Annotated in this window: 18 protein-coding genes; 8 read left to right on the forward strand and 10 right to left on the reverse strand. The window is 39.4% G+C overall.

Annotated features, from left to right (window positions below):
• Nucleotides 1-4 precede the first annotated feature (4 nt).
• The 7 genes from RMB03_RS01675 to RMB03_RS01705 form a co-directional block, all read right to left on the reverse strand.
• The gene (locus RMB03_RS01675; protein WP_003654760.1) at nt 5-244 is read right to left on the reverse strand and encodes an RNA-binding protein; all 240 of its coding nucleotides are present in this window, start codon (nt 242-244) and stop codon (nt 5-7) included.
• Nucleotides 245-316: 72 nt separating this feature from the next.
• Nucleotides 317-2,296 (reverse strand): ATP-dependent helicase, encoded by a 1,980-nt coding sequence (locus RMB03_RS01680; protein ID WP_311073390.1) that lies wholly within the window; start codon nt 2,294-2,296, stop codon nt 317-319.
• 114 nt (nt 2,297-2,410) lie between these two features.
• Nucleotides 2,411-2,983, reverse strand: a complete 573-nt coding sequence (locus tag RMB03_RS01685; RefSeq protein WP_311073604.1) for an HdeD family acid-resistance protein — start codon at nt 2,981-2,983, stop codon at nt 2,411-2,413.
• Between the two features lie 135 nt (nt 2,984-3,118).
• On the reverse strand, nt 3,119-3,877 hold the full coding sequence (locus RMB03_RS01690; protein WP_311073392.1) for a hypothetical protein: 759 nt from the start codon (nt 3,875-3,877) through the stop codon (nt 3,119-3,121).
• Between the two features lie 87 nt (nt 3,878-3,964).
• Complete coding sequence (gene topA / locus RMB03_RS01695; protein WP_080026257.1) at nt 3,965-6,601, reverse strand: type I DNA topoisomerase; 2,637 nt, start codon at nt 6,599-6,601, stop codon at nt 3,965-3,967.
• Nucleotides 6,602-6,636: 35 nt separating this feature from the next.
• Entirely contained in the window at nt 6,637-7,086 is a 450-nt protein-coding gene (locus RMB03_RS01700) for a hypothetical protein (protein ID WP_017391320.1), read from the reverse strand.
• Between the two features lie 148 nt (nt 7,087-7,234).
• Nucleotides 7,235-7,612, reverse strand: a complete 378-nt coding sequence (locus tag RMB03_RS01705; protein ID WP_017391321.1) for a helix-turn-helix domain-containing protein — start codon at nt 7,610-7,612, stop codon at nt 7,235-7,237.
• Between the two features lie 99 nt (nt 7,613-7,711).
• Between RMB03_RS01705 and RMB03_RS01710 the strand changes: the two genes are divergently transcribed.
• The gene (locus RMB03_RS01710; RefSeq protein WP_311073397.1) at nt 7,712-8,722 is read left to right on the forward strand and encodes a zinc-binding alcohol dehydrogenase family protein; all 1,011 of its coding nucleotides are present in this window, start codon (nt 7,712-7,714) and stop codon (nt 8,720-8,722) included.
• Nucleotides 8,723-8,777: 55 nt separating this feature from the next.
• Here RMB03_RS01710 and RMB03_RS01715 read toward each other — a convergent pair whose 3' ends face one another.
• Entirely contained in the window at nt 8,778-9,023 is a 246-nt protein-coding gene (locus tag RMB03_RS01715; protein WP_004641012.1) for a SlyX family protein, read from the reverse strand.
• Between the two features lie 32 nt (nt 9,024-9,055).
• Here RMB03_RS01715 and RMB03_RS01720 point away from each other — a divergent pair, with 32 nt between their 5' ends.
• From RMB03_RS01720 to RMB03_RS01735, 4 genes are all read left to right on the forward strand, one after another.
• Entirely contained in the window at nt 9,056-10,966 is a 1,911-nt protein-coding gene (locus RMB03_RS01720) for an ATP-binding cassette domain-containing protein (protein ID WP_056482973.1), read from the forward strand.
• Between the two features lie 235 nt (nt 10,967-11,201).
• Nucleotides 11,202-11,834, forward strand: coding sequence for a LysE family translocator (locus tag RMB03_RS01725; RefSeq protein WP_017388434.1), 633 nt, complete (start codon nt 11,202-11,204; stop codon nt 11,832-11,834).
• A 116-nt stretch (nt 11,835-11,950) separates the two neighbouring features.
• On the forward strand, nt 11,951-12,886 hold the full coding sequence (locus RMB03_RS01730; RefSeq protein WP_311073401.1) for a lauroyl acyltransferase: 936 nt from the start codon (nt 11,951-11,953) through the stop codon (nt 12,884-12,886).
• 234 nt (nt 12,887-13,120) lie between these two features.
• Nucleotides 13,121-14,221, forward strand: coding sequence for a glycosyltransferase family 4 protein (locus RMB03_RS01735; RefSeq protein ID WP_311073402.1), 1,101 nt, complete (start codon nt 13,121-13,123; stop codon nt 14,219-14,221).
• Nucleotides 14,222-14,280: 59 nt separating this feature from the next.
• Here the strand turns inward: RMB03_RS01735 and gltP are convergent, their stop codons facing one another.
• The gene (gene gltP, locus RMB03_RS01740) at nt 14,281-15,567 is read right to left on the reverse strand and encodes a glutamate/aspartate:proton symporter GltP (protein ID WP_311073403.1); all 1,287 of its coding nucleotides are present in this window, start codon (nt 15,565-15,567) and stop codon (nt 14,281-14,283) included.
• Nucleotides 15,568-16,266: 699 nt separating this feature from the next.
• On the reverse strand, nt 16,267-17,376 hold the full coding sequence (locus RMB03_RS01745; RefSeq protein ID WP_311073404.1) for an endonuclease/exonuclease/phosphatase family protein: 1,110 nt from the start codon (nt 17,374-17,376) through the stop codon (nt 16,267-16,269).
• Between the two features lie 187 nt (nt 17,377-17,563).
• Here RMB03_RS01745 and asd point away from each other — a divergent pair, with 187 nt between their 5' ends.
• From asd to RMB03_RS01760, 3 genes are all read left to right on the forward strand, one after another.
• Entirely contained in the window at nt 17,564-18,682 is a 1,119-nt protein-coding gene (gene asd / locus RMB03_RS01750; protein WP_004641000.1) for an aspartate-semialdehyde dehydrogenase, read from the forward strand.
• A gap of 148 nt (nt 18,683-18,830) precedes the next feature.
• Nucleotides 18,831-20,183, forward strand: coding sequence for a hypothetical protein (locus RMB03_RS01755; RefSeq protein ID WP_311073405.1), 1,353 nt, complete (start codon nt 18,831-18,833; stop codon nt 20,181-20,183).
• Nucleotides 20,184-20,242: 59 nt separating this feature from the next.
• On the forward strand, nt 20,243-21,496 hold the full coding sequence (locus RMB03_RS01760; RefSeq protein ID WP_311073407.1) for a hypothetical protein: 1,254 nt from the start codon (nt 20,243-20,245) through the stop codon (nt 21,494-21,496).
• Nucleotides 21,497-21,500: the final 4 nt, after the last annotated feature.

Below are 21,500 nucleotides of genomic sequence, written 5' to 3' on the forward strand. Positions count from 1 at the left end.
AGACCTATTCTTCAGCTGCTTTAACGCGAATTCCATTGCCTTTAACTTTAAGCAGGTTTAAGCCTTTAATTGCCTTAATTGCTTCACGTGGGTTAGGCATTTCAACAAAACCAAAACCTTTTGATTTACCTGTGTCTTTATCAGTAACAAGAACACACGTTTCAACTTTACCAAATGCTTTGAATAACTCTAAAATTTCAGTTTCACTCACAGCACGATCTAAATTACGAACTAATATCTTCATTTTCTAACCTTAATTGGCAATTAAAGGGAGCAGCCAATATATTTAAGTAATCACAGTGTCTTATACAGTAGTTTAATCCAGATCGATACCAAAACCTAAATTTACTGCAGGTGAGCGGTTCCATTGCTTTTTAGCAAATGGCTGAGGTACTTGCCTATGAATCTTTGCCTGAACTAAATGTGCAGGAAGATCATTTAGGAAATAACTTTCTATTTTACGACCTTGTTCGTCATAATTGTCTTCTGACCATGTATTGAGGTTTTGCTTAGTCAAAATTAATTCATTTTCTGCACGTGTTAATGCAACATACAATACGCGGCGCTCTTCTTCGACATCATCAAAATCGCCCTGTGCCCTTGCATAAGGATATTGATTTGGTGATACATGAGGTACATAACAGACTTTCTGTTCAGCACCTTTAGCTGAATGAATCGTAATTAAAGTCACTAAATCCTGATCAGCTGCTTTTTCAATTTCAGAAACTGAAATAGGTTCAAGCACATATTCTTCAAGAAATTCACCTAAAGATGCGTGTTTACGAGCAAGCTGCTTGACCAAATCAAAGTCTTTTAAGCGGCGTGACCAATCTTTAGTCTTATAATTTTGCTCTAGTTGTTCACCTAAAGCATCGAGTGCTAAGCCAATACTTGCTTCAACATGCTGCTGTAATACATCTAGCTGTTTTAAAATTAAAATCGCTTGTAAAGGAACTTTGCCATGACGTTCTAGACGATTGCAGCGCTCCTCAACATCAGCAATTCCCATCAGCTCTTGAGCGAGCTTACTTGCTCCAACATCACCAATACCATCCCACAAAGTTAAGAAACGCATCCACGCCAAATCATCGTGAGGATTACTCACAATACGTAGCAGGCTAAGCACATCTTTTACATGGGCCGACTCAAGAAGTTTTACACCACCAATAAAACGGTAAGGTAGTTCAGCAGCAATAAAGGCCCCTTCCAGATATCGTGCACTATAGCCAGAACGCACTAAAATCATATGGTCGTGCCAGTTTGCACCTTGCTGATGTCGCGTTATTAAATCCTGTGCAATCCAGTTTGCTTCTTCATACTCATTACCAAACAAATGTAGGTGAGGCTTTTGGCCTTGACCACGATGGGCTTGCAGCTGTTTTTGATAATCAATTGGACTGTGTTCCAATAACCAATTTGATAAATCTAAAATTTCTTGAGTCGAGCGGTAATTTAAATCCAGTGTATGAATGACTGCGTCAGGTATCCGCTCTTTAAAAGAATGGATATTTTCAAAGTCAGCACCGCGAAAACCATAAATCGACTGGGCATCATCGCCAACACAAAACAGCTTCACTTTACCAATCAACGGCTGCAATAAAGCCCATTGCAAAGGATTAGTGTCTTGCATTTCATCAACCAGCAATGCCTGACAAAAACCTGCAACCCAATTGGTGAGTGCTTCAGAATTTTGCAAATGAACAGCCACAATTGAGAGAATATCGTCATAATCTAAAAAATTACGCTCTCTTTTTCGCTGCTCATAGGTTTTCATCAAATCTGCAATTTGAGTCTTATGGTCATAGGCTTCTGGAAGCTGTTTGATTAATGCGTCAGAAAGCTTTGTTTGAGTATTTCGGGCATAAGAATATAAATCGCATAGCTCTGCGGCTTTAGGTAAGACGTTATCTTTGTCTTTGCCTCTTAATAAGCGAAACATGAGCAACTGATCATCACGATCAATAATACTAAATTGATTTAACCCAAAAGCTTGTGGATTACGGCGCAGTAAATACATACAAAAAGTATGAAAAGTTGAAGCTCTCAGACCCTTTGCCTGTGCTCCCACATGTTGTTCTACTCTTGCAACAATTTCACTCGCAGCGCGTCGAGTAAAAGTTAAAATCTGAATTTGGTTCGCTGGTAAGCCCTGATCAATTAAATAGGCTGCACGCGCAACAATCGTTTTCGTCTTGCCACAACCAGCACCCGCCAAAACTAAACAGTTCTGCACAGACGTTGTTGCTGCTTTTTTTTGCTGAGCATTTAGTTCATTAATTAATTTTGCAAGACTCATAACACATATCGCTAACACACCAAGGCATAGTTTAACAGAGCCCAACAAAGATGGGTCTGCCCCTCCTAAAAACAAAAAGAGCACTTAAAGTGCTCTTTGAGTCAATATTATTTTTTAAGATACTGTTTTTGAACTAGATGGAAGATGTTTGATAGCTGAAGCTAAGCCAAGGAAGTTAATTCCCTGAAATAAGATATCAACAGCAAGGAACATTCCCAGCACCCAAAAAGGTGAATCTTTAGAAACCAAAATTAAAATACCAGTAAATAAGGTGAGCAGTCCTGAAAACAAGGTCCAGCCCCAGCCTGTAATAGGCTTAAGTAAAATTGCATTTATAGTACGTATAGCACCAGCAATGATAAGCGCTATAGATAATAGGCTTGTCAAAACCACAGCTGTAGTGACTGGAGTAGAAAAAGCGTAATAGCCAGCCATGAGATACAGCAGACCAAACAGTGCCCATAACCATCGGCTTGCGCCTTTAAAAACACTCATCGCCGCGACGAGATGTAACACACCTCCGACCATCATGAGTATTCCAAATAAAAAAACGACAGAAAAAGTCGCAAATGGCAATGAACTAAATAAAATCAGACCAAAACCAATAAGCACAAAGCCTAATATCAAATACCATTTACGGTCAGCATGTAACTGATTACGTACCAAATCATTACCTACAGTTTTCATCATGGCTACTCTTATTATCAGGTATTAGAATTTCATCTACCTAACAATAGTGATGTACTTCACACTTTTTGTCTGTATAAAATCTGCATCGTTTCTTAACAATTGATGTGGATAAAGCAGTATTTATCCACAGTTTTATTTCACCCAGCCAATTTCTCGGGCAGTAGGTAAACCTATGATCGTTTCTTGTAAATTATTGGGCATTTTACTACTCTGCTCAGATAAGGCAGTGCGACCTCCCATAATTTCAGCTTGATTTTGCGGATAAAGAGGAATTTTTTTTGGTTGAGCGTAGCCTAGAGGATAAACCGGCTGTCCTGTTTTTAAATCATATTTGTCCTGTGCTCCAAAGCCATGTAATAACTCATGAACAATCACGACCTGATTTTGTGAAGCTTGTGTTTTGGTCGCAAATAAATTAACACTACCAATGCGACCTTTTTCTAAAGCAGTCGAATGGATCAAGACTTTCTGATAATTTGGATCATAATAATTTAAGTAAAGTTTGAGTGAGGCTCCACTATCCTCGGGTTGTTGTTGTCGCCATGCATAAAAACGAAACTTTAAGCTCCACCAAATAACATGCAAGATATTGGCCTTTTGAGGAACCTCTGGTGGTCGTTGCTGCAACGGCTGTCCTAAGCGAATTACAAAGTTTCCTGTTTGCCCACGATAATGCTGTGACCATTCATCTAGATAGTTTTTAATTGCCCAAAAATCTTCGTTTTTTAACTGATGAATATAGCTCTGCGTTGATTGTAAACCATCAGCATTCACTGGATGTAGAACGACTACAACGGTGTGATTCCAGTCTTGATTTTGATCTCGCCATGCCTGAACAGCAACAATCAATAAAATAATTAATAAGCATAAGATCCGAATGTTTTTCCACATTCTTATTCCCCATAAAATTAAAATTTTCTTTATTGTTTTAGACATAAAAAATGCTAGCTGAGCTAGCATTTTTTATGTTGGACTTGATTAGCCCTCAACCCATTTACCATCTTGATAAATTAGGCTCCATTTAGTTTGTTTACCTTCTGGGGTTTCCGAGCCTACATATTGTGATTGATTCTTACGACTGAATTTCACAACTGCTGGATTACCTTCTGGATCTACATCTGGTGCTTGCAAAATAAATTGATATTTCGGATCAAGTTGAGCTGCAACACTACGTAACTCTGCGACTTTTGGTGCGCGTGTTTCACGAATTTTCGGGAATTTACTCGCTGCCAAGAATAAACCTGCTGCGCCATCACGTAACACAAAGAAGTCATCATGTTTCGCTGAACGTAGGTGTTCCATCTTGATTGGCTCTACACGTGGAGGTGCAGGTTGACCACTCTTCAAGACTTTACGTGTATTGTCACAGCTGGTACAAGCGAAATATGGACCAAAACGTCCCGTCTTAAGCTGCATTTCACCATCACATTTATCACATGGAATCGTTGGGCCATCATAACCCTTAATCTTGAACTCACCTTCTTCAAGCTCAAAACCATCACAGTCTGGGTTATTACCACATACGTGCAGTTTACGACCACCATCAATCACATAGCTGTCCATGGCAGTGCCACATTTCTCACAGCGATGCTTAGACATCAAGTCCGCGGTTTCAGCACCATCATCATCAGATAGCGCAGCCAAAGACTCAACAGGTGTTAAGTTCAGTGTACCTTTACAACGTTCTTTAGGCGGCAAGTTATAGCCAGAACACCCTAGGAATACACCAGTTGTACCCGTACGAATCTGCATTGGACGTGAGCATTCAGGGCAATGTACTGCTGGTACTTCAACCGGTTGGTTACGGCGCATTCCCTGCTCACCCTGAGCATTGGTTAGGCGTTTCTTAAAGTCGCCATAGAAAGTGTCTAGCAACTCTTTCCAGTTACGCTCACCCGTTGCGACTTTATCAAGCTGACCTTCGAGATCTGCCGTAAAGGCATAATTCATCAAGTTATTAAAACTTTCATCCAGACGATCCGTCACAATTTCACCCATTTTTTCGGCGAAAAGACGACGGTTTTCTAACTTAACGTAACCACGTTCCTGAATGGTAGAAATAATAGCAGCATAGGTCGAAGGGCGGCCAATACTACGTTTTTCAAGCTCTTTAACTAAAGATGCTTCAGTAAAACGTGCAGGTGGTTTAGTAAAGTGCTGACTTGGATCTAACTTTTCTAACTTTAAGATTTCGCCTACTTTAATAGCAGGTAAAATAATATCGTCATCTGACTTATTCGCGCCACGCACTTTAGTAAAGCCTTCAAATACAAGCGTACGGCCTTTCGCCTTTAACTCAACATTCGCTGCTTCAACAATCAAAGTAGAAGATAGATATTCTGCTGGTGTCATTTGACACGCAACAAACTGACGCCAGATCAAATCATATAGGCGTTGAGCATCACGCTCTACACCCGCAAGCTGATCGCCAGTAAGTGCAACATTTGATGGACGAATCGCTTCATGGGCTTCTTGAGCACCCGCTTTGTTACCATAGCGGTTTGGCTTTGCCGGTAAATATTTTTCACCATATTGGCTTTCAATATGGGCACGTACCATGCTTACCGCATCATCACTCAAGAAAGTTGAGTCAGTACGCATATAGGTAATAAAACCTGCTTCATATAAACGCTGAGCCAACATCATGGTTTTCTTCACAGAAAAACCTAAACGTGTACTCGCAGCCTGTTGCAAAGTTGAAGTAATGTAAGGTGCGCTTGGATTGACCTTAGTTGGTTTATCTTCACGCTGTGCAACTTTATATTCAGCACCTTTTAAAACATCTAATAAAGCATCAGTTTCAGCTTTATTTTTCAGTTTAAGGGTTTTACCAGCCTGTCTAAATGCTTCAAGACGAATATCATCTTTTTTGGACTGAGTATCTGCAAAAACTTGCCAATATTCTTCTGGAATAAACGCACGGATTTCACGCTCACGCTCTACAACCAGTTTCACCGCTACTGACTGCACACGTCCGGCAGATAAACCACGGGCAATTTTTTCCCAAAGTAATGGCGAAACCATAAAGCCCACTACACGGTCTAAGAAACGGCGTGCTTGCTGAGCATTCACACGATTTAGATCTAGACGTGTTGGCTGTTTAAATGCTTCTTGAATGGCATTTTTGGTAATTTCGTTGAACACTACGCGGTGATAACGACTGTCATCACCACCGATAACTTCTCTTAGGTGCCAAGCAATGGCTTCCCCTTCTCTATCCAAATCCGTTGCGAGATAGATTGCATCGGCATCTTTGGCGAGTTTTTTGAGTTCAGCAACAACATTTTCTTTGCCAGGCAGAACTTCGTAATGAGCTTCCCAACCATGTTCAGGATCAACCCCCATACGATTAACTAAAGCCTGACTAGCTTTTTGTTCTTTTTCGGCCTCGGTGAGTTTAGTCCGGGCAGCCGGCTTTTTCTCTGTTGATTTACTGCCGCCTGTTGGCAAGTCACGTACGTGACCTACAGAAGACTTTACAATGAATTGCGAACCCAAATATTTATTGATGGTTTTCGCTTTGGCAGGCGACTCCACAATCACTAAGGCACGTTTATGTGCAGCAGGTGCAGTAGATGCTGTGCTTTGAGATGCAGAGCGCGAGGTATTCGCCATATAAAATGTTATTCCTATACCAATAAATTTAAAAATCAGGCTTTAGCCAAGGCCAATAGATAAGCCTTCATCTCATCTAATTGTGTCGCTCTTAGGTCTGATTCCTCATCCCAATAAAGCCCTACACAGTTTGCCTGCATATCAATAGCATAAATCCCTTTTAATGCAATGGGAGAATCATTAAATTTCTCATCACCCTGAATTACTTTTAACTTGCCGTCTATAACACGAGCACGCATTAGAGATAAACGGGCATCAGGAATCAATACACTATAATAAGCAACCATGCTGGCACGTTTTTCAGTGGCCATTGGGACATGTGTCCATTCAGGTGCAACAATTACACGCGGATGTAACCCTATTTTACGGGCTTTATCTCGCATAATACCAAGTGCCTTTTCACGTGGGCTCACTCTTAAACCAAAAATGGAGCCTATTACGAAAAGAACAATGATAACGGTAACCCAAATTCCCATATTGTCCATAGCAAAACCTATTAATCTCTTTTATTAGAGTTGCATAAGCTGACCAGAAAACGCAAGTTACATCATAAAAATAATGCCCGATAAGATCGCAAGACCCAAAATATCGGTATTTCACGGTGCAAATTGCCGTGAGATTATTTAAATATGTTTAAGGGTTCTGATCGCTCGCAACCAATGCCAATTTACCAAACCGATCAAGATGAGCATCTCCCCACAGTTTTAAAGCAAACAAGATTTGCTCTAGGCTTTGTCCTAAATCAGTTAGAGAGTACTCAACCTTAGGTGGGACTTGAGGATAAACTTCTCGATGAATAATCCCGTCTTGTTCTAACTCACGTAACTGATTTGTCAGCATTCTTTGGGTAATGCTTGGAACACGCTTTCGAATTTCATTAAATCTTAAGGTGCCTTCATTAAATAAATGCCAAAGAATGACGCATTTCCACTTTCCATCAATCAGACTAATGGCTGCTTCAACTGAACAACCCGGAGAGCAATCAAAACTTGAATGTCGTGCTTTTGCCATTTTACAGTATCCTTTTTGACACTATGAGCGTTATTTGTCTGTAGTCACCCAATTTAAGCTTACGTTATGATCAAACTCCCAACAAGAGGAATTATTATTATGAAAGCTGTGGCATATCAAAAAGCAGGTCCGATTACATCACCAGAGGCACTGGTTGAAGTCGAACTAGAGACACCTGTTGCAGAAAGTCATGATCTACTTGTCCGTGTCCAAGCGGTCTCTGTGAACCCTGTAGACACAAAAATTCGTAAGAATGTAAGCGCAGATAATAATCAGTGGAAGACTCTTGGTTGGGATGCGGTAGGTGTCGTTGAAGCCATTGGAGACAAAGTCTCACAATTTAAAGTCGGAGATGTGGTTTGGTATGCAGGTGCACTCAATCGCCAAGGCAGTAATAGTGAGCTGCAGTTGGTTGATGAACGCATTGTGGGCCATAAACCAAAGACCTTAGAACCTACAGAAGCAGCGGCCCTTCCTTTAACCGCAATCACGGCGTGGGAAATGTTATTTGATCGGTTACAGGTCCCAAAAGTTGCCCCAGAAAATACATCAATATTAGTGATTGGGGGAGCTGGCGGTGTTGGTTCAATCACAATTCAACTACTCAAGCAGTTGACTAACCTAACGATTATTACAACAGCCTCACGAGCAGAAACTAAAGAGTGGGTTAAGCAACTCGGTGCCGAATATGTGTTAGATCATAGTCAACCTTTAGCAACACAAATCAAGCAATTAGGTTTAAATGCACCTTTATATGTATTCTCGACTACCCAAACTGATCAACATTTAGCAGACATCGTAGAGTTGATTGCACCGCAAGGCCATTTTGGCTTAATTGATGATCCGGCACAGTTAGATATTAAACCTTTTAAATCTAAGTCTGTATCAGTGCATTGGGAGTTTATGTTCACTCGCTCCATGTATCAAACCCAAGACATGGTTAAACAAAGTGAATTACTCAATGAGGTTGCCGAACTTGTTGACGCGGGTAAAATCAAAACCACAGTTACGCAAACTTTAACCCCGATTAATGCGCAAAACTTAAAGTTGGTTCACCAGCAAATTGAAAGTGGTACAATAAAAGGGAAGATCGTATTACATGGTTTTTAAGCAAAATTCATAAATACCCCCTAATAAAATGGCAAGTATTGAACTTGCCATTTTATTAATAGTGAGGAGGTTTATTGGTTAATGGGTCAAAAGGTGCTATGCCATCTGATAAATCCGATGATTCCACACGTTGATAAAGAAATTGCATTTGTTTTTTTAAATCAGCTATTTCTTGGGTCTGAATAGCGAGTTGTTGATTTAATTCTTCAACTAAATCATCCAAAAATGTAATTCGCACTTGCAAATCTTCAATGGGTGCGGACAATGACGCTTGATCATCATGATATGGTGGTTTAGTCATTTAAATCCTCATTTGAGATTCTGGAAAACATTATGGCCTATATTACCCTAAGGGATGTCCAACTTGCTTTTGGCGGACCTGCCCTGCTCGATGGCGCGAACTTTAATCTAGAACGTGGCGAACGAGTCTGTTTAATTGGGCGTAATGGTGAAGGTAAGTCTACTTTACTTAAACTGATCGAGGGAAGCCTATTACCAGATTCTGGTGAAGTTTCCATTCAAAATGGTCTAACTGTTTCAATGTTAGCCCAAGACGTTCCAATGGACTCTGGCAAAGTAGCCGACATTGTGGCAGATGGTGCAGGAGAAGCAGCAGAAGTACTCAGAGCTTATCATGAAGCGACTGACGCTTGTATGCTAGGAGATATGGAAGCCTGTGATCGTATGGGTAACCTTCAGCATAAGCTAGACCAATTAGACGGTTGGGCACTCGAAAATAAAGTAAATGCTCTTCTAAGCAAAATGGGTCTCGATCCAAATGCCGACTTGGCAGACCTATCTGGTGGACGTAAACGCCGTGTTTTATTAGCTCGCGCTCTATTGACGCAACCAGATGTATTACTTCTAGACGAACCAACGAACCATTTAGACGTTGAAAGTATTGAATGGTTAGAAAAATTTTTACTAGATCAAAATAATTTAACGCTTCTGTTTATCTCGCATGACCGTTCTTTTGTGGATAGCATTGCAACTCGAATTGTAGAACTCGATCGAGGCGTTTTACGCACTTATGAAGGTAACTATTCACGTTATTTAGAGCTTAAAGCTCAGCAAATGGAAGCCGAAGAAAAACAGAATGCTTTATTTGATAAAAAGCTAGCTGAAGAAGAGGCTTGGATTCGCCAAGGTATTAAGGCACGTCGTACGCGTAATGAAGGCCGTGTTCGTGCCCTAAAAGCTTTACGAGAAGAATCTAAAGCACGCCGCTCACAACAAGGCAAAGTGAGTATGGCAACTCAAGATGCAAATCGTTCTGGTAAATTAGTATTCGATATCGAACATTTAAGCGTATCTTATGGTGACAATCTACTCATCAAAGATTTTTCTGCCCTTGTCATGCGCGGTGACCGTATTGGTTTAGTCGGCGATAACGGTGTTGGTAAAACAACCTTAATTAAAGCTATTTTAGGTACAATCGAACATGGCGGCTCAGTTAAAACAGGCACACAGTTAGAAGTTGCTTATTTTGACCAGTTGCGTAATGCCTTAGACCTTGAAAAAACGGTAATGGCCAACGTTTCAGAAGGCTCTGACTTCGTTGATGTGAATGGCAACCGTCGTCATATCTACAGCTATCTACAAGACTTCTTATTTTCACCTGAACGTGCACGTACTCCAGTAAAAGCACTTTCTGGTGGTGAACGAAATCGTATCTTACTGGCTAAATTGCTGCTCAAACCATCCAATCTGATTGTAATGGATGAGCCAACCAATGACTTGGATATGGTAACCCTTGAGCTACTTGAAGAAATGTTAGCTGAATACAAAGGCACTTTGCTTCTCATTAGCCATGACCGTGCGTTTATGGATAACGTAGTAACATCGACGTGGGTATTTGATGGTAAAGGTAACATTGCAGAATACATCGGTGGATATCAAGACTATTTGCAACAGCGTCCAGATGATAAAGTTGTAGACCAGAAATCTGATGTAAAAAAAGCTCAGGCAAAAGCTGAAGCTGAAAAAGCCGCAGCTCAGAACAGTGTTAAAAAAGTAAAACTTAGTTATAAAGATCAGCGTGAACTTGAACAATTACCCGCTGAAATTGAAAACTTAGAAAAGGAGCAAGCAGAACTTTCTGAGAAACTTGCAGATGGTTCATGGTTTGTTAAAGATGCTGATGCAGCAACAAAAGCAAGCCAACGTCTTACAGAAATTGACGAGTTATTACTTGAAAAATTGGAACGTTGGGACGTGCTTGAACAAATGAGCAAAGGAAACTAATCAGCTTTACTTTGCTAAAAAGAACGTAAAAAAGAGCCTCCTTAAATTAAGGGGGCTCTTTTTTTATATTAAGAATATAAGCTTTTTTAAAATCAAAGCTTATACATCACATTCCTATAATGGATTATATCTTCGCTATTTTCAGTATTTTAAAAATAGCCTTGTGCTTGAATATAAGACTTCTAAAAATAATTATGTTATACCTAGCAACATAATAATATTGGAGTGTTTTCGCATGCTAGAGCTTTCTCAAATTTTGGCATTTGGACTAATTTGTTTGGCGATGGTACTCACTCCTGGTCCCAATATGATTTACCTTATTTCTCGTTCGATTTGCCAAGGGAAAACCGCTGGATTTATTTCTTTAGGTGGGGTAGCTGTAGGCTTTATCTTTTATATGCTTTGCGCATCTTTTGGTATTACGGCGTTAATTGTAGCTGTTCCCTACGCCTATGACACCATTCGTATTGCGGGTGCAATTTATTTACTCTGGCTTGCATGGAAAGCACTACGTCCCAATGCCTCCCCTATTTTTAATGTAAAAGATTTATCAGTAGACTCCCCAGCTAAACTCTTTTTAATGGGTTTTGCCACAAACTTGCTTAATCCTAAAATTGCCATTATGTATTTATCTTTACTGCCACAGTTTATTCACCCACAACAAGGCAGTATTTTATGGCAATCAATCCAACTTGGTACGATTCAAATTTTTGTAAGCGTTTCAGTAAATGCTCTTATTGTACTTTCTGCCGGTAGCATTGCGCTTTTTCTACAAGAAAAGCCTCTTTGGGCAAATATACAACGCTGGCTCATGGGAACTGTATTAGCCGGACTCGCTGTTAAAATTCTTTTAGAAAATCGCCGATAAACCAACCTTCTTATTTCAAAACCTCTTAACACTCAATTGAACAGTGTATTACGACGATAAATTCAGTTCGTGATACACTTTTGCCAGTTTTAATTTTTTGAAATCTTTATATCGTTATGAGCCAAAAGCAGTCTTATACGCCCGGTGAGTTTCAATGGTCCTTTTTATTGCCTAAATATTGGGGTGTTTGGATTGCTATTCTTTTTTTAATGCTTTTGGCTATTTTACCATGGGCCATACAATGGCGTCTGGCGCATAGCGTAGCTCATCTGGCTTGGAAATATCTAAAATCACGCCGTAAAACAACTATTCGTAATTTAGAAGTCTGCTTTCCTGAATGGTCTGCCGATAAAGTTCAGCAACAAGCTCAACAAGTTTTTATCGATATGATGCTTGGGGTGTTTGAAACCTTAAATGCATGGTACAACCCGCGCTGGTTTAAAAACCGAGTCACCATTGAAGGTTTAGAACACATTACCAATGCCCAAGCTCAAGGCAAAGGTGTTTTATTACTGGGGACTCATAGTACGCTTCTTGATGCAGGCGGCTATCTTTGTGCTCAATATTTTGAACCAGATGTTGTTTATCGCCCTCAAAATAATCCATTACTCGATATGCTTATTTATCGTTGCCGTGGCACAATTTATAAAGCACAGATCGATCACGATGATATGCGTGGTTTAATTCGTCACCTTAAAGATGGCGATGCAATTTGGTATAGCCCAGATCAAGACTTTGGACTTAAACAAGGTGTTATGGCACCATTTTTCGGCGTACCTGCTGCCACAGTAACAGCACACCGCCGCTTATTAAAAATCTCAAAAGCAGTCGCCGTGCCTTTATATTTCTACCGTCATGGGGATATTAAGAACCCCAAATATCATGTTCTGATTGAACCTGCGGTCGACAATATGCCAAGTGAAGATGAAGTTGATGATGCAACACGCGTTAATAAAATTATTGAAAATCAACTTCGAATCGCACCGACTCAATATATGTGGTTCCACCGCAGATTTAAAACACGTCCTGAAGGATATGAAGAAATTTATTAAATAATCTTCCGTAATTACCGCATCATAGTTATAAACATCTAAATAATATCCAGTATGTACTATCGTGCGATAGGCGACAAGGATGTCGCCCGTTGGGCTACGACATCATGGATGTGTCGTTAGTCCAACAAATGGTTTTGTTACTTTTGCCAAAACAAAAGTAAGGAGTAAACTCCAAATATTGAATGAATAAACTGCAAGACCTCGCTTTGCTACAACCTAAAGGCAAAAATAATGAAAGTGATGCAACTTCTCCCAGAACTTAATAGCGGTGGCGTAGAACGCGGCACACTTGAAATCGCACGTGCGCTTGTTGCACAAGGACATCAGTCTCTTGTTGTATCCAACGGCGGGCGCTTAGTCTCACAACTCGAAGCAGAAGGTTCTACTCACTTAACTCTACCGATTCATAAAAAGTCACTTTCAAGCTTGTGGCAGATCCGGCCTTTACGCCAGCTTATTGAACAGCATCAACCCGACATTGTTCATGTACGCTCTCGTGTACCAGCATGGTTAACTCATTTTGCTTTAAGAAAAATACCTAAAAATAAACGTCCTCACCTCATTAGCACGGTGCATGGCTTTTACTCAGTCAATCGTTATAGCGCGATTATGACTCAGGCCGAGAAAGTCATTGCTGTTTCTGACAGCGTGGTTAAATACATTACTGACCATTATAAAAACTGCCCTCCCCAAGATATTGTTCGGATTTATCGAGGGATTGACCCAGCTGCTTTTCCGCATAACTATCACCCTCCAGCACAATGGTTCAATCAAGTTTTTAATGACTTTCCTGAGCTCGAAAATAAATTTTTACTTTGCTTACCCGGCCGTATTACACGTTTAAAAGGCCATGAAAGCTTAATTGAACTTATGCAAAAACTAGGTGAACAATATCCTCAACTACATGCGGTTGTGGTCGGCGGTGCTGATACACAAAAACAGGCCTATTTAAATGAGCTGCAAAGCACCATTCAAAGTAAAGGACTTGCAGATAAAATTACCTTCGTAGGGCATCGCTCAGATATACGTGAATGGCTCGCTTTTAGCGATATTGTTCTCTCTCTATCCAATCAGGCAGAAACATTTGGCAGAACAGCCTTAGAAGCGCTCTCTGTCGGTACACCAGTCATTGGCTGGAACCGTGGAGGTGTTGCTGAGATTTTATCTAATGTCTACCCGCAAGGTCTTGTTGAAGTAGGAAATGAAAAGGCTTTACTGGAAACAGTGGAAAAGCATATTGAACAGCCTCAAGTCGTTGCCCCAGTCACTATGTTTAGCTTGAAAGACATGTGTGATCAGACACTAACCTTATATGAGACTGTACTGAAATAACCCCATAAAAAAAACCCGCGATCAACGCGGGTTTTTATTACAACAAGAAAAAGTCAGATTTATTTAAGCGTTGCTTCATAAGCTGCTGCTTTTTCAGAGTCGTATTGTTTTTCCCATTTACTAATCACAAGTACTGCAAGTGCATTACCTACAACGTTCAACGCGGTACGTGCCATATCCATGATACGGTCAACGCCAGCAATAAATGCCAAACCTTCTACAGGAATACCAACACTACCTAATGTTGCGAGTAACACAACAAATGATACGCCAGGAACACCCGCAATACCTTTAGAGGTAATCATTAAAGTTACAACTAAAATGACTTGTTGGCTAATTGACATTTCGATACCGTAAAGCTGTGCAATAAAGATTGCAGCGATACTTTGGTAAAGCGTAGAACCATCTAAGTTAAATGAATAACCTGTTGGAATAACAAAACTGGAAATTGCTTTAGGCGCGCCGTAAGCTTCCATCTTTTGCATAATACGCGGTAAAACTGTTTCTGAACTTGCAGTTGAAAATGCCAAAATCAATTCATCTTTTAAAATCTTAAATAAGATAAAGATATTAATTCCGAACATTTTTGCAGTTAAACCAAGCACCACTAAAGCAAAGAACAAAATCGCACCGTATACCAACACGACTAACTTGCCCAAAGGAATAAGTGAAGCAAAACCGAAGTTTGCAACGGTTACTGCAATTAAACCGAACACACCCACAGGCGCATACTTCATGATGATATGCGTTACGCGGAACATTGTTTCTGAAACTGCATGAAACACGTTCAACAATGGGTCTTTAGTGGTAGCTGGTAATGAAGATAAACCCACACCAAATAACACAGCAAAGAAAATCACAGGTAACATTTCGCCATGCGCCATCGAACTAATAATGTTCGTTGGAATGAGCGATAATATTGTTTGAATAAGACCATGTGACTGAGACTGAACTTCTTCAGTTGTATGTTTGTATTGAGAAATATCTGACTGCACCAACTGAGACATATCAATGCCTGAGCCTGGGTGGAAAATATTTGCTGCAACCAAGCCAACCAAAATAGCAATAGTCGTAATAATTTCAAAATAGAGAATGGTTTTAAAACCAAGTCGCCCTAAACTTTTCGTACTGCCAACACCTGCAATACCTAAAATCAAGGTTGAGAAAACGATTGGAATAACAATCATTTTAATCAGGCTAATAAAGATCTTACCCAATGGCGCAAGAAAATTATTCACAATACTATCTTTGATTTCAGGCTGGTTATGTAAAACAGCCCCGACAACTATCCCTAGGATTAAAGCAATTAAAATTTGCCAAGCAAGGCTAAATTTAAAATTCTTCATAAGACAATCCTTATGCACCGCAAAGTATCAAATATGAGAGGGAGAAGACCACTAACTAAGAGTGAAACCTCAATATGTACAGTAATTTCCAAACAGAAATTTAAATGCACAAACAAATCACAACTCGCCGATCCGGCGAGATAAACAACAATGCCTGTTGACGATCCAACATGTCAACGATCGGCACATTCTATTGAGATTTGCCAATTAAACAACCCCAATTTATATCTAAATAGATCAAAGCCTATATTTATTCATCAATAATCTATAAAAACAAAAACTTATCAAAAAAAAAATTTGTATCTATTTTCATTGAAAATTGCTCAGATATATAAAGAACTTATGAATTATTACCTATAGTTAAATAGATTTTTAAATTAAGATTAACTTAACAATATTTCTTTTATTTGCCATGAATTAAATGAGGTATATATAAAATATTAACCCGAGTTCTGCGTCCTGCAAAACTCGGGTAAATGAGGTTGTGCTTTCAGGTTAATCGTTATTTTTATCGTTTCCGTTCCAACATCTGATCCGTGATGCTTATTCCATATCAGCTTAGTGTATCCTTACGTGGGATCGTCCATTCCCGTTTCCGTGTGCCGATGAATGTAGAATAAGGTTTTTATACCCCTCTGCCTATTGGCCCTAGACTCAAATCTTTGTACGATATTGCTTACATCGATTTTTATATGCTTTTTATTTATAAGGCTGCGCAATTTCATCAGTCACAATTTTTTCTTCTTTTTCAGCCTTGGCAATTCCTTCTTGTATAGCGCTTTGGGCTTCTTCTTCATCATTTTGGGTTTGTTCCAATTCTTCTTGAATTTGTTCAAATACCCGACCGGTCTGTAAAACGACATATACTGGAAAATGATCCGATCCAATATGTGGCAACCGTTTCATTTTAACCAGACCAAAATCAGTACTATGAAAAATATGGTCTAAAGACCAACGCAGCAATGGATAATCTGCGTGAAAGGTATTAATGAAATGTCGCCCAACTCGTGGGTCAAGTAATCCGCTAATACGTTGAAATAAACGTGTAGTACGTGACCATGCTACATCGTTTAAATCCCCCATCACAATACAGCTTTCATCTAAGTCTTTAATCTGATCTCCAACAATCAATAGTTCTGCATCACGTAACGTTGAATCTTTCGCCTCAGTTGGACTCGGTGGCTTGGGGTGCAGGCAATATAGCTGAACTGGCATGCCCGAACGTAAAGTTACAGTGGTGTGAATTGAGGGAATTTCATCACTCAAAATAAATTTAACTTCTGTATTTGATAAAGGTAAACGGCTATATAAATGCATTCCATATAAGTTATCTAAAGGCACAGGAACACGATAAGGATAATCTTCTTCAATTTCTTTTAAAGCATTTTCCCATGTCTTGTCACTTTCTAAGGTAAGCAATAAATCAGGTTGTAATTTCCGAATCTGCTCAAGAAGTAAATGATATTTATCATTAGGAGTTAGAACGTTAGATACAATCAATGAAATCTGCTTTTGAGGGTCTAATTGAGACCGCCTCACCTGCTTAACCTGTTTTTTCCAAAATAGGGTATAAGGCAAAACCATTTTAAGCTGATAAGCAATCGCAGCGATGAGCACGGCAAGCACGATCTCACGCCATAGATTCCACTCGGTAGGCCAAAACAGCATACCCACAAAGGCTAATAGTCCAACAAATAGAATCTGTAAACGTGGGAAGTCTGCGCCACGAAACCACCACTCATCACGAGGAATAAGTGACCAGAAACTTAACCAAATCGCCAGACCAGCTAGAACTTCGATATAAATCATTGAATTTTCTCTTTTAAGATGATTTGGTTTTTAAATTTTTTGTCATCTTTATCAATTTTGTATGTAACATAAACAAGATATTCTACTCAATAAACATGGTGTTTTGTTTCTGTAACGCTTGCAGTTGTGGACACTTTTGATACACTCAACTCCCCCTAATAATTTTAACGCACCGAGGCAAAATGACATGAAAGTAGGTCTGGTCGGTTGGCGCGGGATGGTCGGTTCCGTCCTTATGCAACGTATGGTTGAAGAGAATGATTTTGCTCATATTGAGCCATTTTATTTCTCTACCAGTAATGCAGGTGGTGAAGCTCCTTCATTTGGTGGTAAGACTGCCCCAGCACTTATGGAAGCTACAGACATTAATAGTCTGAAGCAAATGGATGTCATTATTACCTGTCAAGGTGGTGACTATACGTCTGAAGTTTTCCCACAGTTAAAAGCAACTGGTTGGAATGGCTACTGGATTGATGCAGCCTCTACTTTACGTATGTCAGATGATGCAATCATCGTTCTTGACCCAGTAAACCTTAACGTTATCAAAGATGGTTTGGCTAACGGCACCAAAACTTTTGTAGGCGGCAACTGTACTGTATCGCTTATGTTGATGGGCTTGGGTTCACTTTTCCAAAATAATTTGGTGGAGTGGATGACTGCTATGACTTATCAAGCAGCATCAGGCGCTGGCGCACAAAACATGCGTGAGCTAATTACTGGTATGGGCTACTTATATAACAATACCAAAACGTTGTTAGATGACCCTAAATCTGCAATTTTGGATATTGATCGTCAAGTTGCCGAGTTACAACGTGGCGAAGGTTTTCCATCTGCTAACTTTGGCGTGCCATTAGCTGGATCGTTGATTCCTTACATTGATAAGCAACTTGAAAGCGGTCAGTCAAAAGAAGAATGGAAAGGTCAGGTTGAAACTAACAAGATCTTGGGTAATTCACAAATTATTCCAATCGATGGTCACTGTGTCCGTATTGGCGCGATGCGTTGTCACTCTCAAGCACTGACGATCAAGTTGAAAAAAGATGTCCCACTTGATGAAATCGAAGATATGATTCGTACTTCAAACCAATGGGCGAAAGTTGTACCAAACACTCGTGAGGCGTCTATGACTGACCTTACACCTGTTGCTGTAACAGGCACCTTAACTGTACCTGTCGGCCGTTTGCGTAAACTTAACATGGGTAAAGAATATTTAGGCGCATTCACAGTAGGTGATCAGTTACTTTGGGGTGCTGCTGAACCTTTACGTCGTATGTTACGTATCTTAGTAGAATACAAAAGCTCATAATTTGGTCTGAATTATTCAGTCAAAACAAAAAGCCGATCACATTAGATCGGCTTTTTCGTAACTGGTTTGTGAAAAATTTACAATTTATTTACATTTCATTATTGTATAATTTTGAACGACTTTACGACTTATTAGGTCATGGATTGAGATGACTGTTTATAACAAATTAAAAATTGCCATTTTCACCATTATGTCTTCGCCATCTATTTATGCGATTACATTAGACCCTATACAAATTCAGTCCGCACCCGGCGATTTGTTATATGCAGAAATGAACTTCCAGCAAGCTGATCCCAATTCCACTTTGCACGTCAGTTTAGCCACACCAGAAGATTTAAGTGCTTTGGGTGTGACTCATCAACCTCCGGGAAATCTTAATTTTTATACACGCCAAAATGGTCAAGGCTCTGGGGTTATTGTCATTACCTCATCCCGTCCTGTTATTGATCCTGAACTCAATATTGTTGTAAAAATCAGTGAAGGTTCTGCAACTCGTTTACAGCATATCAAAACTGTAATTAAGCCTTCTGCTATAAAAAAGACTGAAAATAACGAAAGTACTTTATCGCCTCAGCTTATTGTGAATGAAAAAGATATTGCTTTAAATCTGCCAGAAAGCACCCAATATGCTTCATCAACTTCAGTCCCAACTACAACAAACGCGAATAGTGAACAAAACCTGAATATCAACTCTAGTACTATCCCTGCTATAAATACGAATTCATCTACCTCACTTAGTGAAAACTCTTCGGCTCAACAAGTTGTAACAAGCACTATTCCTGATCAGGCAGGGACAAAAAATCAAATTACATCTGCTATTAATAAGTCAGATGCAAATAATTCGCCAAAAACGCCAGTTAAAAAGTTAGCAGTACAAAAGAAATCTGTTCCATCCAAAAATCTCAGTCAAAATGCTGCAAAGAAACAAACCCTAAGTCCATCCAGAGGACCAGTAACTTCAGGTAAATATGTGGTACAACACAATGAGTCTCTATGGAGCATTGCTAATCGTATTGCAGCGAAAACCAGACAGCCAGTTGCGAAAGTCATGCACGATATCCAAAAACAAAACCAGCATGCTTTTATTCAAGGTGATGTAAACCGTTTACGTCAGGGAATCGCTCTAAAACTCGCCCATACTCCTGCCTCTAAAACTCAGCAAAATAAATCAAAAACAGAAATAACGCATACTGCAAAATCACCTTCTGGCAAAGCCAAATACCGTTTGCAACAAGCAGAAATGAGTATCGTGGCTGAAAACAGCCAAAATTCTACACATGGAAGTGCTAAAAAGAGCACACAACAAAGTCAAAACAATACTGAATTAGCAGTAAAAGTTATGACAAAAAGAGAAAAAAACGTTACATTACAAAGGAATGTAACCAAATTAAATCAAACTTTACGGTTAAAAGACCAACGTATTCAACTTTTGAATGCGCGTTTGGTAGAGTTACAACAGCAGTTACAAGCACAGCAAAACACTCACAAGCAAAAACATTAAGTTAAAACCAGAGTTAGCTCGCTTTATATTGCAAATATTTATTTTTTAAGGGGAAAGTAATGTTATATGTGATTCCGTTCATCATATTGCTCGTGGTCGCTGTTATTTTAAAAAAACGCGAGAATAGCCAGAAACAAGAGACCACCTCCCCTAAAACGATAAATAAAAAAACCAATAAAAAGGCAAACTCTAAATCGAGTAAAAACTCGCGTGAAAAAAGTAAAGTAAATGTGGTAGAAGAAACTCTTCCACCTATTCCACAAAGCAGCCCTGTTCCAGAAGCTGTACGTCAAAAAATCAAACAGCTCATTCAAGAAAAGCAATATTCAGCCGCTGAAGCTCAAGTAAATCAGGCGCTAAAAAAAGATAATACTCAACATGAGCTTTATTTATTATTGCTTGAAGTTCATATTGCACAGAAAGATGAATTTGCCATAACACAACTGATTAGTCATATTCGAAGTCTGGCATTGCATGAAATCGTGACTCAAGCTGAAACTAGACAAAAAGAATATGAGTCATCAAGACAACCTGATGCTATCGATTTCCCTCAAGCTCAAACACACAAAGAGCCAAAAAATACACCAGACACAACAGCTCAGTTTGACCAGTTAACAACAAGTTCTTCTGAAGCTTCTTTTGATGACTTGCAGAAAGACTATACACCTGTAAAGCAAGAACCTGCTGTTGAAGTTGAGCCTCTGGAATTTAATTTCTCATTTGAGCAAAAAACAACAGAAGTCGATTCTGCTAAACCTGAAGATAAAATCAACACTGAAACAGCCAGTAAAACAAATGACTTAAATACTTTAGAGTTTTCATTTGATTTAGAGTCTATCTCAAATAAAGCAGAAAAGTCTCTTGAGGCTAGCTCTGAATTGACTGTTGAAACAATCAAAATTGATACAACAGCTACGCCAGACATTGATCTTGATTTTAGTAATTTTTCAATAGACAAAGAGTCTGATGCTCAAAGCAATAACTCTCAAGAAATCGTCTTAGAAGAAAATATTCAAACTCAGCCATTATCAGTTGAAACCCTTGAGTTTTCTTTAAATCCTATAGAGTCTGAAGATAATCAACCGAATTTAAATGAATCAGAACTTAGCCTTGAAAACAACGACCCACTTGTCCAAGCTTTTCCAGAATTAAAACAGTTAGATGAAAATGAACTCGACTTAAAACTTGCAGAGCAATATATCAGTTTAGGTGCTTACCCAGCAGCGCACGCCTTGTTGGCAAGTAATGAGCAAAAATTCAACACAGAGCAACAACAACGCGCGAAAAATCTACTAAATCGCATAGCTTCTTAAGGCT

Source organism: Acinetobacter sp. V91_7, assembly GCF_031799075.1.
In the GTDB taxonomy this organism is placed as follows: Bacteria; Pseudomonadota; Gammaproteobacteria; order Pseudomonadales; family Moraxellaceae; genus Acinetobacter; species Acinetobacter calcoaceticus.